Origin of the sequence: Tardiphaga sp. 839_C3_N1_4 (assembly GCF_051811045.1) — a bacterium.
In the GTDB taxonomy this organism is placed as follows: Bacteria; Pseudomonadota; Alphaproteobacteria; order Rhizobiales; family Xanthobacteraceae; genus Tardiphaga.
The window spans coordinates 814,035-827,372 of record NZ_JBPWQD010000001.1 but is presented as its reverse complement, the minus strand read 5'-3'; the positions used below and the strand labels follow the sequence as shown (position 1 = coordinate 827,372).

The window sequence follows — 13,338 nt, the reverse complement described above, 5'->3', positions numbered from 1 at the left end:
CCTTGCCGCCAATCCATTGAGACAGCGTAAAATTATCCGAACCGAGCCGTAAACCGATGACCAGCTACAAGTCCGATTTTCTCAACGTCCTGCAGAGCCGCGGCCTGATCCATCAGGTCTCCGATGCCGAGGCGCTGGACGCCGCCTGCTGCAAGGGACCGGTCACGGCTTATGTGGGCTATGACGCCACGGCGACCAGTCTGCATATCGGCAATCTGATCTCGGTGACCATGCTGTACTGGTTTCAGCAGACTGGCCATCGCCCGATCACGCTGATGGGTGGCGGCACCTCGATGGTCGGCGACCCGTCGTTCCGGGACGACCAGCGGCAATTGCTGACAGTCGAGAAGATCGCGGAGAACATCGAAGGCATCAAGAAGATCTTCGGCAAGATGCTGACCTATGGCAACGGCCCGACCGACGCCATGATGGTCAACAATGCCGATTGGCTCCTGAAGCTGAACTATGTCGAATTCCTGCGCGACGTCGGCCGCCACTTCTCGGTCAACCGCATGCTGTCCTTCGACAGCGTGAAGCTGCGCCTCGACCGCGACCAGTCGCTGTCCTTCCTCGAATTCAACTACATGATCATGCAGGGCTACGACTTCGTCGAGCTCAACCGCCGCTACGGCACGCTGCTGCAGATGGGCGGCTCCGACCAGTGGGGCAACATCATCAACGGCGTCGATCTCAGCCACCGCATGGGCGGCCCGCAGCTCTACGCGCTGACCACACCGCTGCTGACGAAGTCGTCCGGCGAGAAGATGGGAAAGTCGGCCTCCGGCGCCGTCTGGCTCAATGGCGATCTCTTCAGCCCCTATGACTTCTGGCAGTACTTCCGCAACACCGAAGATGCAGACGTCGGCCGTTTCCTCAAGGTCTTCACGCGCCTGCCGCTCGACGAAATCGCCAAGCTCGCGGCCTTGGGCGGTTCGGAGATCAACGAGGCGAAGAAGATTCTCGCCACCGAAGCGACGGCCGTGGTGCACGGCCGCGATGCAGCAAATGCCGCTGCGGAGACGGCACGCAAGACCTTCGAGGAAGGCGCGCTCGCCGACAGCTTGCCGACCGTCAATATTCCCCAAGCTGAACTTGAAGCAGGCGTCGGTGTCCTCGCGGCCTTCGTCAATGCCGGTTTCGTCGCGTCGAACGGCGAAGCGCGGCGGCAGATCAAGGGCGGCGGCTTGCGCGTCAATGATGTTGCGGTGACCGACGAGAAGATGATGCTGACCCCCGCGCTGCTGACGGAAGGCGTCATCAAGCTCTCACTCGGGAAGAAGCGGCACATCCTGCTCAAGCCTGCATAGCCACATTCGTCTAGCGCACTTGTTCATGCACTGCGAAACGCGCTCCATGGCGCAGCTGCCGCAAACGCCGTGAAGAAGAGCCAGATGGATTTGAAGACGTCCCAACGCACCGGACTGACTGTTCTCGGTGTCTGTTTCACACTGTCCGTGCTGGGACGCGGTCTGCAGGAAAGCTTCACTGTCTTTCTGCTCCCGATCTCGCAATCCTTCGGGTGGGACCGGGCCGAGGTCGTCTCGATCTACTCACTCATCGCGCTCTGCGTCGGCCTTGCGGGACCGCTGGTCGGACGGCTGTTCGACCGTTCCGGTCCGCGCACCGTGTTCCTGACCGGCATCGCCCTGCTTGGTGGCTCACTGCTCGCGGCAGCCTATGCAGAGAAACTCTGGCAATTTCAGCTCGCGCTCGGTCTCTGCCTGGGTTTCGCAATAGCCTGTATCGGCAATGTGCCGAACTCGCTGCTGCTCGGACGCTGGTTCGGCAAGCGGCTGCCGACCGCGATGTCCGTCGTGTATTCGGCAACCGGCGCCGGCGTGTTGTTGATGCTACCTATCGCCCAGTTGCTGATTGATCACGTCGAATGGCGTGGCGCCTATCGCATCTTCGGCTTTGGCGTCCTTGCGCTGCTGGTGCCCTTGCTGTTCTTGCCGTGGAGCAGGTTCGGCGCGGGCTCACCGCATCTCGGGAAGCCGCAGACAAGCGAGACACTCATCGACGAAGGCTGGACGCTGATCGGCGCCATGCGCCATCACGCGTTCTGGGCACTGTTCGGGACATTCTTCTTCACGGCCATCGGCATGTATGCGATCTCGCCGCAGGTTGTCGCCTATCTGATCGATGTCGGTTTCCCGCCGCTGCAGGCGGCGACCGCTTGGGGCTTCAGCGGTGTGGTGCTGCTGTTCGGCATGCTCGGTGTCAGCTGGCTGGACGGCGTGATCGGTCGACGGCCGTCCATTCTGTTCAGCTACAGCCTGTCGCTCCTCGGCATCGTCATGCTCTGGCTGCTGCAATGGTATCCGAGCTATGCGCTGCTTACTGGCTTCGTCGTCTGCTTCGGCAGCATGATCGGCTCGCGCGGCCCGCTGCTGACCGCGACCGCGATGAAGATCTTTCGCGGCAAGCGGGTCGGCACGATCTATGGGACAATCACCTTCGGCAGCGGGCTTGGATCCGCGCTCGGTTCATGGACCGGCGGCCTGCTGCATGACTGGACCCAGAGCTACAACTCGCTGCTCGCCTTTGCCTTGATTAGCGTCGTGATCGGCATGATCCCGTTTCTCGTCGTCCCTGCCTTGCGCCGCTAAATCGCTACACGCAAGTTCGCACAGCGAACTCATTGAGTTTGTCAGCTTTCACGATTGGTAAGCGACTCGCTGGTATCTCTTTGCCAGTAGTGCTCCGATCAGAGGTCGACATGAGTTTGCTTAGCCGTTTCACCATTCGCACCAAGCTCACCAGCATGGTGCTGGTCTCTGCTGCGTCTATTTGCGCCATCATTGCGGTGGCCGCTTCGCTGAGCCAGAAGCGCATGCAGCAGGACCGCATGGAGCAGCTTCACACTGCGGTCGATCTGATGGTCGGCATGGCCGACAGCATGCAGGAAGAAATCGCGGCCGGAAAGATCACCTTGGCCGACGCCCAGATGCGCTACCGCCAACTGGCTCGCAACATGACCTTCGGCAACAAGCAAGGCTATCTCGTCGCCTACAAACCTGATGGCGTTCTCCTGGTGAATGCCGGCAACCCGAAGCTGGAAGACAAGAATACGGGCGCCAAGGATTCCAATGGCATCCTGATTTCCAGAGCAATCATCGACGCCGCACGCCAGACCGCCAATGGCGGCAGCACTTACTATCTCTATCCGCGTCCCGGCCAAACCGAGCCGACCGCCAAAATGGTCTTTGCTCGCTACTATGCCCCATGGGATATCACGTTTAGCACCGGCCTTTATATCGATGACCTCGACGCCGACGTTAATGCTCTCCTCGTCCGCCTTGGCTCGCTCGGCGCCGGCGTCCTCGCTGTGATGGCACTGCTGTCCTTTCTGATGGCCAGCGACATCCTGAGCGCACTCCGCCGGCTGCAGGCTCGTATGCACGCGATTGCCAATGGCGCGCTTGATGAGAATGTCGGCGAAACGGACCGCGGCGACGAAATCGGCCGCATGGCCGAAACGCTGGAAATGCTCCGCCAGACCTCGCTGACCGCCCGCTCCCTCGAAGCCGAGCAGGCCAAGTTGAAACAGATGAGTGAAGCCGAGAAGCGCGACGCGCTGATTGCCCTCGCCGATCGTTTCGACTCATCTGTCGGTCAGTTGGTCGGCCTGATGGCGTCCGGTTCCACCGAACTCGAAGCCACCGCTCAGTCGATGAGCGGCACCGCCGCCCGCACCAATGACCAGGCCGGCATCGTCAACACTGCCGCCTTGCAAGCCAGCACCCGCGTGCAGACGGTCGCCGCCGCCGCCGAGGAGCTGTCATCATCTATCGCCGAGATCGCGCGTCAAATGGCGCAGTCGGCCAAGATCACGACCCACGCCGTTGATAGCGCCCGCCGCACCGACACTATCGTTCGTGCCCTTGCTGACGGCGCGCAGCAGATCGAGCACGTGGTCGAACTGATCTCCACCATCGCCGGCCAGACCAACTTGCTCGCACTCAACGCCACGATCGAAGCAGCCCGTGCGGGCGACGCAGGCCGCGGCTTCGCCGTCGTGGCGACCGAAGTGAAGAGCCTCGCCGGTCAGACCGCCGACGCCACCAAGGAAATTAGCACCCGCATCGCGCAAATCCAGAGTGCAACCAGGGAAGCGGTCGATGCGATTCAGGGCATCACTGCCACCATCGAGGAGGTCAGCGCCATCGCCACCACGATCGGCTCCGCCATTGAGGAGCAAGGTGCCGCGACAGCGGAGATTGCCCGCAACGTGACCCAGACGGCGCAAGCTACACAGGACGTCACCACCAATATTGGCGGCGTCAGCGCTGCCGCGCATGAGACCGGCGACGCTGCCGGTATGGTGCTCAACGCCGCTTCCGGCCTATCGAAGCAGGCCGAGCAATTGTCTGGCGAAGTCACGACGTTCCTCGCCGGCGTGCGGGCTGCCTAAAACGCAGCTACATCCTTGTATGAAAGGCGCGGTCAGCGATGACCGCGCCTTTCTGCCTTAAGCGCCTGCCGCCAAGTGACACTCACTGCCCCTCTTTAAGATGCGCTTCGCAATCCGTGATTCACCATTGGTAAGCAGATTTGCGGTACTATTGTCCGGCAAGCTACATTCAGAGGTCCAGATGAGTCTGCTCAGTTACTTCACCATCCGCACCAAGCTCACCAGTATGGTGCTGGTGTCCGTCGCTTCGGTCTGCGCCGTTGTTGCCGTCGCCGCTTCGCTCAGCCAGAAGCGCATGCAGCAGGACCGTATGGAGCAGCTCAAGACCGCGGCCGAACTGATGGTGACACTGGCAGATGCCGTGCAGGAAGATGTCACCGCCGGAAAGACGGGCCTCACCGATGCCCAGCTGCGCTACCGTCAGTTGGCCCGCAACATGAACTTCGGCAACAAGCAAGGCTATCTCCTCGCCTACAGACCTGATGGCGTCCAGTTTGTGAATGGCGGTAACCCAAAGCTCGAAGACAAGAACACGGGTGCCAAGGATTCGAATGGCGTCATGATGTCCAAGGCTGTCATCGAAGCCGCGCGTCAGACGCCGACCGGCGGCAGCACCTATTATTACTATCCGCGACCAGGTCAGACAGAACCTGTCCCAAAGATGGTCTTCGCGCGCTACTATGCACCTTGGGACGTCACCTTCAGCATCGGGCTCTATGTTGATGACCTCGACGCCGACGTGAATGCCCTGCTTGTTCGCCTTGGTTCTGTCGGCGCCGGTGTGCTCGCCGTGATGGCGCTGCTGTCCTGGCTGATTTCCAGCGACATTCTGGGCGCACTTCGCCGGTTGCAGTCACGCATGCATGACATCGCCAACGGCGCGCTCGACGCCAAGGTTGAGGAGACTGATCGCGGCGACGAAATCGGCCGCATGGCGGAAACGCTGGAGATGCTGCGCCAGACATCGCTGACGGCGCGGTCTCTCGAAGCCGAGCAGGCCAAGCTCAAGCAGATGAGCGAAGCCGAGAAACGCGAGGCCCTGATCGCTCTCGCCAATCGTTTCGACGCATCCGTCGGCCAGCTTGTCGGACTGATGGCATCGGGGTCGACCGAGCTCGAAGCCACCGCACAGTCCATGACGGGCACAGCCGATCGCACCAACCAGCAGGCCACCATGGTCAGCTCGGCTGCGACCGAAGCCAGCACGCGCGTTCAGACAGTCGCATCTGCCGCCGAAGAACTATCGTCGTCGATCACCGAGATCGCCCGCCAGATGGCCCAGTCCGCCAAGATCACGTCGCACGCCGTGGATAGTGCACGCCGCACCGACACCATCGTGCGCGCGCTGGCGGATGGCGCGCAGCAGATCGAACATGTTGTCGAGCTGATCCAAACCATCGCGGCCCAGACCAACCTCCTCGCTCTGAACGCCACCATCGAAGCTGCACGCGCTGGCGATGCTGGCCGCGGCTTCGCGGTGGTCGCCACCGAAGTGAAGAGCCTCGCCGGGCAGACCGCCGATGCCACCAAGGAAATCAGCACCCGCATCGCGCAGATCCAGAGTGCAACCAGGGAAGCGGTCGACGCGATCCAGGGCATCACCGCCACGATCGAAGAAGTCAGCGCCATCGCCACCACGATCGGCTCTGCCATCGAGGAGCAAGGTACGGCGACTGCGGAAATTGCTCGCAACGTGACGCAGACGGCGCAAGCGACCCAGAACGTCACCACCAATATCGGCGGTGTCAGCTCGGCAGCGCACGAGACCGGCAACGCTGCGGGCATGGTGCTGAGTGCGGCAACCGGCCTGTCGAAACAGGCTGAGCAACTGTCCGGCGAAGTCAAAACCTTCCTCGCCGGCGTTCGCGCCGCTTGACGCAGATATCCCTCAAGCACGAAGGGCGCGGTCAGCAGGGACCGCGCCCTTTGCCGCCGATCAGCGCGCGGTGAAGCCGCCATCCACCGGCAACGCGACGCCGGTGATGAAGGAGGCGTCGTCGGAGGCGAGCCACAGTGCGGCATGTGCAACGTCCTCTGCCTTGCAGAGGCGGCCCATGGGCACGGCTGCCAAGAGTTTGGCCTCGTTGGCCGCTGCTTCCGCTGCGACGCCCGAGCGGCCGGTGAAGCCGAGCTTCATCGGCGTATCCGCAAGACCCGGGCAGATCACGTTGACGCGGACTTGATCGGAAGCGAATGCCTGCGCCAGCGACTTGGTGAGGCCGACTACCGCGAATTTAGCAGCCGAATAGATCGGGCTCATCATCGAGCCGACGATGCCCGACACCGATGAGGTGAAAATCACCGAACCGCCGCCACGCTTGCGCATGTGCTTGATGACTTCGCCGGCCGCCAGCGTGGCGGAGGTGACATTGAGCGCCATCGCGAATTCGTAAGCCGCGAGATCGAGATTCTCGACCCCGGCCGGCCCCGGTGTGCCGGCATGGGCCCAGAGGATATCGATACCACCAAGCGCGGCAGCCGCGTCGTTGATTGAACTCTTCATCTGTTCGATCTTCGACAGATCGGCCTGGATGATGGTGAGCTCATAACCCAGCTTCTTCATGTCGGATTTGAGCTGCGCGAGCGCGTCCGCATTGACGTCAATGGCGGCGACCTTGGCGCCTTCCTTGAGGAACAGTTCGACGCCGGCGCGTCCCATGCCCGATGCAGCAGCGGTGACGGCGGCGAGTTTATTTGCTAGACGCATTCTGTTGTCCTTGTGATGGTTTTGAAATTGCAGTTCAGACAATGAAAAACGCGCAGTGCGGGGTCACCGACATCTGCGCGCTCTCGTCGTTCGTTATGCAGCCGTTACTTGATCAGCGGGCAGCCGCCGTCCTTGAGCGGACGGAATGCGGTATCGGCCGGGATCGTCGCCAGAACATTGTAGTAATCGTACGGCTTCTTCGACTCAGCGGGCTTCTTGACCTGCAACAGATACATGTCGTGCAACACGCGGCCGTCTTCACGCAGCGTGGTCTTACCGAACAGCGGATCGTCGAACGTACCCATCTCGCGGATCGCCTTCACGACCGCCGCGCCATCCTTCGGCGAGCCGACCTTGGCGACCGCCTTCAGATAGGTGAGCGACGCCGAATAGGCGCCGGCCTGGTTCATGCTGGGATAGCGGCCGTTGTTGCGCTTGGCGAACCGCTCGCCAAAGGTGCGGGTCTGCTCGTTCAAATCCCAATAGAAGCCCTCGGTGAGCTGCAGGCCCTGCGCCGTGTTGAGACCGAGAGAGTGGATATCCGAAATGAACATCAGCATGCCGGCGAGCTTCTGACCGGCCTGTACGATGCCGAACTCTGAGGCCTGCTTGATCGCCTTGATGGTATCACCGCCAGCATTCGCCAGCGCGATGATGTCGGCCTTCGATGCCTGCGCCTGCAGCAGATAGGACGCGAAATCGTTCGAGTCTGTCGGATGCTTGATGCTACCGAGCACCTTGCCGCCATTGGCATTGATCACGGCGGTGGCATCGCGCTCCAGCGAAGCGCCGAGCGCGAAATCGACGGTGAGGAAGAACCAGCTCTTGCCACCGGCCTTGGTCATGGCATCGGCCGTGCCGTGCGCCAGCGCCCAGGTATCGTAGGTCCAGTGCACCGAGTTCGGGGTGCAGGACTTTCCGGTCAGATCGGAGGTGCCGGATGCCGTGAACAACGCAACCTTGTTGAGTTCGGCCGTCAGCGGCGCGACAGCCAGCGACGTGGCGCTGGTCGGAATGTCCACCAGAACATCGACCCCTTCGGTCTCGTACCACTTGCGAGCAATGTTGCGCGCGATGTCCGGCTTGTTCTGCGGATCGCCCTGGATCACTTCGACTTTGAACTTGTCCGCGCCCGGGAGCTTGTTGAAGTCCTCGACAGCCATCTTGGTGGCATCGAACGAGCCCATGCCGCCGATATCCGAGAAGATGCCGGACATATCGGCGAGAACGCCGAGTTTCACCGGCGTCTGCGCCGACGCCATCGGCGCGGACAACAGCCCGAGCGACAGCGCCACGGCGGACACGGCAACAGCATTGCGAATGGTCATCTATTCCTCCCCTGACGAATTCCGTGCTTCACCCCCGGCAACGTGCCTGCCGGCGATCACGCGAATAATTCTTGTTTATGAATTTATAAGACCTATACGTGAATTATAAGTCAAGACCAGTGTTGGTGATGTGGATGGCTTTCAAAGCCATTTCAGCGATACAGAGACCAACCAGACCGTGCGGACACGCGGGCAGTTCGCCATTCGTGGCGCGCCCCAGAGGGAAGAACGAGAATTTCAATGCTGGTCAGACAAGCTGCCAACGTCCTGGAATTGATGGAGTATTTCGCCCGACGTAAACGCCCCGCGACGCTGGCCGAAATTTCGGACGACCTCGGCTGGCCGCGCTCCAGCACGTTCAATCTCGTCGGCACTATCGCCGAGAAGGGCTGGCTCTATGAGCCCCGTGTGCGCAACGGCTACTATCCCAGTCCTCGCTGGCTCACCCTCGCCCGCACCGTTGCGGATGCCGAGCCGCTCCCCGACGCGGCCCATGCACTGGTCACCGAGATTGCCGACCGAACCGGCGAGACGACGGCCATCGCCGCCCTCGCCGGAACGTCCGCGATCTTCCTGGATGTCGTCGAGTCCGCGCATTCGGTGCGCTACTTCGCCCAGATCGGCGACCGCGTTCCGATCCATGCGAGTTCGGTGGGCCGCGCCATTCTCGAGCAGCATTCGCCCGAGGAACGCAAGGCGATCTACCGCAAGATCAAGTTCGAAGCCTTCTCCCACACCACGCCGACAACGGAAGAAGCGATCGAAGACGAACTCAGAGAGGCCGCCGAGCGCGGTTATCAGCAGAGTTCATCGGAATATATCGCCGACCTCGCGGGTGTCGCCGTGCCCTTGCCGGTGCAACATCGCCGGTTGTCGCTGGTGGTTGCCGGTCCGACGTCGCGCTGCCTGACGCGGCGTCCCGAAACGGCCGCCATCATCCAGAAGCTGATACAGAGATTCGCATCCGAACTGGCGTCAAGCTAAGCCCCGCCCAATGCGGCGAGCGCTGCACTTGAGCCACAGACGTCGTTAGTTGCTGTTATTATTCTGGTTCGGGAATTCGACCGAATTATTCTGCTTGCCGGTGCCGAATTCGAAGATCTTGCGGAACACCCCCGGTGCCATGGCCGAAATCGGATTGACGCGCAGCACTGGCGCACCGGGCGTACCGACGACTTCGTAAGTGACGCCGATCAGGCCTTCATTGCTGCCGCCACCGAGAAACAGTCCGACGATCGGAATCTGGCCGAACATGTTGTTCAGCCCATACATCGGCACGAAGGTGCCGCTCATCCGAACCTGGTTGAGCGGATAATCGATGCTGCCTTCGATGGTCGCGCCGACGGTCGGGCCTTTGACGACGCCGTCCCGAATGGTGAGCTGGCCGTTCTGCCGCGTGAACTCGGCACGCAACCGCGAGAAGGCGACGCTGCTCTGCGCCGCGTTCTGCCCGCCTCCGGCAACACTGGCCAGTTGCGCCTCGCCCTTGACGTTGAAGTCGCGGATGTTGATCAGGCCTTCCTTGGCGCGGGTATCCGACGACGGCGGGTCCATCGCCAGTGCGAGCTGGCCTCCCGACATCTTGGAATAGGTGTCGGTCGCGCGCAGGAAAGCGCCGGCATCGTTGGTCTCGATATAGATGACGTCACGGCCGGCACCTTGGGAGCGCCCGCGCATATCGCCTGTCAGCGGTGTGTCGCGTCCGAGCTTTCCGCTCAGGGAGAATTTCTGGATCGTACCGTTGCGCCGTGAAATCTTGGCATCGACGCTGCGAACCGCCTCGCCGTAGTAACCGGCAACAGCACCGAGCTTCACATCAATATCGAAGTCGACCGATTTGGTTTTGCTCTTGGGATCCCCATCCTTGCCGGAAATCGCCGATTTCAGGAAGCCGCGACCGTCGAACACGTCGCCACGCATCGTGACTTTCAATACGCCATCCGAACCACGGTCAGCTTTCAACGACGTCTTGTCGCCCTCGGACGGTGAATAAGTCGGGAAGTTCACACCTACGAGGTCACCGTTCTGATCGACTTCGACAGAGCCCTTGATCGAAGCCCCACCGCCATCGACGACGATGTCTTCCAGACGGGTTGTGTCGCCCTTCTTCACGACGTTGAAGACAGCGCGAGCGCTCTTGCCGGGCAGCTTCATCCAGCCCGGCAGGATGTTATCGAGCTTCAACTGCGTCAGATCGGCGTCGACCCCGAGCTTGCTGTCACGGTCCCCGGAGCCGATCTTGCCGACAACCTTGATCGGGAGATTGCCGACCACCGCCGGTCCGAGGTCCACACCGAGTCGCGCGCGGCTTGCATCGTCGAGCGTCGCGTTGAGACGCACATCGGCATCGCCATCGGTCGGCTTGCGATAGTCGAGCGATGCCGCCTGCCCGTTGATCTTGACGTCACCTTTGACCTGATAGCCCTGATTGTTCGCTGTGACCTTCAGCGAATTGGCTTCGAGCTTCTGGTTCATCACCAGCTTGTCGGCGGAAAATGCCGTCAGATCCGCGGTAATGTTGTAGGTCGTATCGGCCTTGGTCAGTTCGTGCTGGATCGGCATGCCCATGGTGACCTGAGCGGTCACATTGCCCTTGGTGGTCGCCGGGTCGAGCATGTTGCCGGTGACTTCGCTCAGACGGTTGGAGTTGAGGACATCGGCCACGGCCGCCACCGGTCCCTCCAGTTTGAAACGCACGCGAGCTGGCGATGGCTTCGGCGCCATGTCCGGAACTTCGAACACGATATCGCTGAGATTGAGCTTTCGTCCGCCCGCGGTCTCGGAGTTCGCCTGACCGATGGTCACGGTCGCGGTCCGTCCTGTGACGCGCGCGCGCAAATCGCCGTCGCGGATCACCGGCATGCCATCCACCGGACGCAATGCCACGCCATTGGCGAGGATCTTCACCGACAGCCCCTCATCGGGGATTGGCGGCCCGCGCCGTGTCAGGTTCTTCGTTGGCGAATTGACCCCGATCTCGATGCTCTGAAGCTGCCCGCCCTCGATGCGTTCGGTAACCCATTCGCGCACTTCAGGCACGATCAGGATCGGCCACATGCGCTTGAGCGCCGAGGCCGACATCGGCGTTCCCGCAAAGCCGAGGGTCATGCGCGGCTCGCCCGCGTAGTCAATGCTGCCTGTGCCGGCGACGCCGATCTCGCCGTTGCTGATATTCGCCCGCGTCAGCAAAACCCGGCGGTTGTCGGAATCGAAACGCAAGCCGATGTCGATGCTGTTGAAGATCAGCGGCGCTTCACCCGGACCTCCACCCAATACGATGGTGCCGCCGCTGATCCCTGCCTGCCACGAGTCGGTCGCGCCATTGGGTGGCTCGACATGGACAAGCGAAGTGACGCGGTTCTCACCGGACACGAACTTGAACGGCGCCAGCAGCACACGGCGGCCGGCATCCCACTCGACGCTCAGCTCCGCCTGATCGATCGGCATCGGATAATCCGGCGTGTCGTTATCGATGATGTTGCCGGCACCTGCAGTGAGCTTGCCGCGGAAATAGGTCGGGAGGCCGTCGCGCCCGATTTCGCCCCTCAACTCACCGGTCAGCGGCAGATCGGCGCTGTAAGTCAGATCCTTCATGCGCAGCGCGAGCAGGATATTCCGGGTCGAGACCTTGTCGGCCCGCAGACTGACCGCACGCACGCCATTGGCTGGCGCGCCGATTGTGACGCCGAGTGTCCATGGGGCCTTGCCGCCTTCGCCCACTGTCATCATGACGCCGCCGCCGCTCGGTCGGCGCAGGGTCAGGCTGATATTGTCGAAGTCCCACGTATTGCCGCGCTGCTGGTCATCAACCACCAGCTTGCCGTTCTTCAGACCGATCTCGTTGAGGTTCTGTCCGTCGAGGCCCGACAGGGTCAGGCTGTCGAGCCAATCGAGACCCGCAAGCAAGCCGGTGGATGCCTCGCGCTTGTCAGAAGGGGGCTGCGGAATCTGGACCACCGGCGGCTGCGGCTGCCGCGGGAAAGTGAGTTCCGGTTGTCGGCCCGGACCGAGCCACGACCCTGGTGTGCGCGGCGATGCGACACCCGTCGCGATCGGGCGAGCATTTTCGCCAGTCGACACGGTCACCTGCCCATCCGGCGTAATGCGCACAGCCAGCACGACATCGACCAGGTTGAGGCTTTCGGCGCGCAAGCGGCCCATCATCATGGCAGCAGCGGAGAGCCGGACTTCGGCTTTCGGAGCACTGGCCACGACGGCGTGATCACGATCGCGGACGACGATGTCGCGGATTCGTACAGCCATCCGGACCCGCCCGGCGCGTTCGATCTGCGTGCCGCCAACTTCGACCGTATTACCCTGCCCGATATTGTCCTGGATCGCCTCGACCAGCCAAGGGGTGGCCATGTCGAAATTGATCGGGCCTGCACCCAGCCGGACCCACAAGGCGCCAAAGCAAACGCCAAAAATAATCAGAAGGATGCCGACGACAGCCGCGATCCGCTTGACCCATCGACCGCCGGACAGCCAATCGCGAATCGCAACCAGCCGATCGCCGAAACGGTGCCAGCCACTATCTTTCTTGGACAGCAAGCGGCGCGCACGGTGATGCCCGGCCTCGTCATGCTGATGATCCCAATCGGCATCATCCCATTGCAAGGACTCGTCATCGGCGTGCGATCGATACGCTTGTGGCGGCTTATTTCTGGCCATTGCCTCTCGGTGCTGGCGCTGACTATGAGAATGATCGTCACCGGCCCTTCGCGCATCGACAACCGACGAGCGCTCTTCTGCCGGCATCGCTGCCAATCCTCGGTTTGAATTATCACTCGTCGTGCGGTCGTTGCGGCGCCCCTATGGCGCACGGAACGTGTGTTGCGTCGAATCCTTTGTAACCATACTCCGAGACCAGCATATTTGGGCCAGCGCAT

The 13,338-nt window shown here is 61.8% G+C and carries 9 protein-coding genes; 6 read left to right on the top strand and 3 right to left on the bottom strand.

All coding sequences use genetic code 11. From position 1 onward, the window contains the following. The first annotated feature begins 56 nt into the window (after positions 1–56). The 4 genes from tyrS to AB8A38_RS04225 all read left to right on the top strand — a co-directional run bounded on the left by tyrS (position 57) and on the right by AB8A38_RS04225 (position 6,290). Entirely contained in the window at positions 57–1,307 is a 1,251-nt protein-coding gene (tyrS, locus tag AB8A38_RS04240) for a tyrosine--tRNA ligase (protein ID WP_439085088.1), read from the top strand. An 84-nt stretch (positions 1,308–1,391) separates the two neighbouring features. Continuing rightward, entirely contained in the window at positions 1,392–2,609 is a 1,218-nt protein-coding gene (locus AB8A38_RS04235; RefSeq protein WP_315842327.1) for an MFS transporter, read from the top strand. Between the two features lie 110 nt (positions 2,610–2,719). Further along, positions 2,720–4,414, top strand: a complete 1,695-nt coding sequence (locus AB8A38_RS04230) for a methyl-accepting chemotaxis protein (protein ID WP_439085087.1) — start codon at positions 2,720–2,722, stop codon at positions 4,412–4,414. A gap of 181 nt (positions 4,415–4,595) precedes the next feature. Then, positions 4,596–6,290: a methyl-accepting chemotaxis protein gene (locus AB8A38_RS04225; protein WP_439085086.1), complete on the top strand. Its 1,695-nt coding sequence runs from the start codon at positions 4,596–4,598 to the stop codon at positions 6,288–6,290. 60 nt (positions 6,291–6,350) lie between these two features. On the opposite strand, the gene AB8A38_RS04220 is transcribed toward AB8A38_RS04225, so the two are convergent. Together AB8A38_RS04220 and AB8A38_RS04215 are read right to left on the bottom strand one after the other, a co-directional pair. Next, on the bottom strand, positions 6,351–7,121 hold the full coding sequence (locus AB8A38_RS04220; RefSeq protein ID WP_439085085.1) for an SDR family NAD(P)-dependent oxidoreductase: 771 nt from the start codon (positions 7,119–7,121) through the stop codon (positions 6,351–6,353). Positions 7,122–7,225: 104 nt separating this feature from the next. Continuing rightward, positions 7,226–8,449 carry an ABC transporter substrate-binding protein gene (locus AB8A38_RS04215; protein ID WP_315842331.1) on the bottom strand — a complete coding sequence of 408 codons (1,224 nt, stop codon included), beginning with the start codon at positions 8,447–8,449 and terminating at the stop codon, positions 7,226–7,228. 240 nt (positions 8,450–8,689) lie between these two features. On the opposite strand from AB8A38_RS04215, the gene AB8A38_RS04210 reads away from it, so the two are divergent. Then, positions 8,690–9,433: an IclR family transcriptional regulator gene (locus AB8A38_RS04210; RefSeq protein ID WP_439085084.1), complete on the top strand. Its 744-nt coding sequence runs from the start codon at positions 8,690–8,692 to the stop codon at positions 9,431–9,433. Between the two features lie 45 nt (positions 9,434–9,478). Here the strand turns inward: AB8A38_RS04210 and AB8A38_RS04205 are convergent, their stop codons facing one another. Continuing rightward, positions 9,479–12,712, bottom strand: coding sequence for a YhdP family protein (locus tag AB8A38_RS04205; RefSeq protein ID WP_439085083.1), 3,234 nt, complete (start codon positions 12,710–12,712; stop codon positions 9,479–9,481). Between AB8A38_RS04205 and AB8A38_RS04200 the strand changes: the two genes are divergently transcribed. Then, the gene (locus tag AB8A38_RS04200) at positions 12,668–13,228 is read left to right on the top strand and encodes a hypothetical protein (protein WP_439085082.1); all 561 of its coding nucleotides are present in this window, start codon (positions 12,668–12,670) and stop codon (positions 13,226–13,228) included. The genes AB8A38_RS04205 and AB8A38_RS04200 overlap by 45 nt on opposite strands. Positions 13,229–13,338: the final 110 nt, after the last annotated feature.

What these genes read in the sequence shown, in the direction of transcription:
- AB8A38_RS04235 (WP_315842327.1), top strand. Translation starts at nt 1,392, where the DNA reads ATGGATTTGAAGACGTCCCAACGCACCGGACTGACTGTTCTCGGTGTC.
- AB8A38_RS04205 (WP_439085083.1), bottom strand. Translation starts at nt 12,712, where the DNA reads ATGGCTGTACGAATCCGCGACATCGTCGTCCGCGATCGTGATCACGCC.
- AB8A38_RS04210 (WP_439085084.1), top strand. Translation starts at nt 8,690, where the DNA reads ATGCTGGTCAGACAAGCTGCCAACGTCCTGGAATTGATGGAGTATTTC.
- tyrS (WP_439085088.1), top strand. Translation starts at nt 57, where the DNA reads ATGACCAGCTACAAGTCCGATTTTCTCAACGTCCTGCAGAGCCGCGGC.
- AB8A38_RS04220 (WP_439085085.1), bottom strand. Translation starts at nt 7,121, where the DNA reads ATGCGTCTAGCAAATAAACTCGCCGCCGTCACCGCTGCTGCATCGGGC.
- AB8A38_RS04215 (WP_315842331.1), bottom strand. Translation starts at nt 8,449, where the DNA reads ATGACCATTCGCAATGCTGTTGCCGTGTCCGCCGTGGCGCTGTCGCTC.
- AB8A38_RS04225 (WP_439085086.1), top strand. Translation starts at nt 4,596, where the DNA reads ATGAGTCTGCTCAGTTACTTCACCATCCGCACCAAGCTCACCAGTATG.
- AB8A38_RS04230 (WP_439085087.1), top strand. Translation starts at nt 2,720, where the DNA reads ATGAGTTTGCTTAGCCGTTTCACCATTCGCACCAAGCTCACCAGCATG.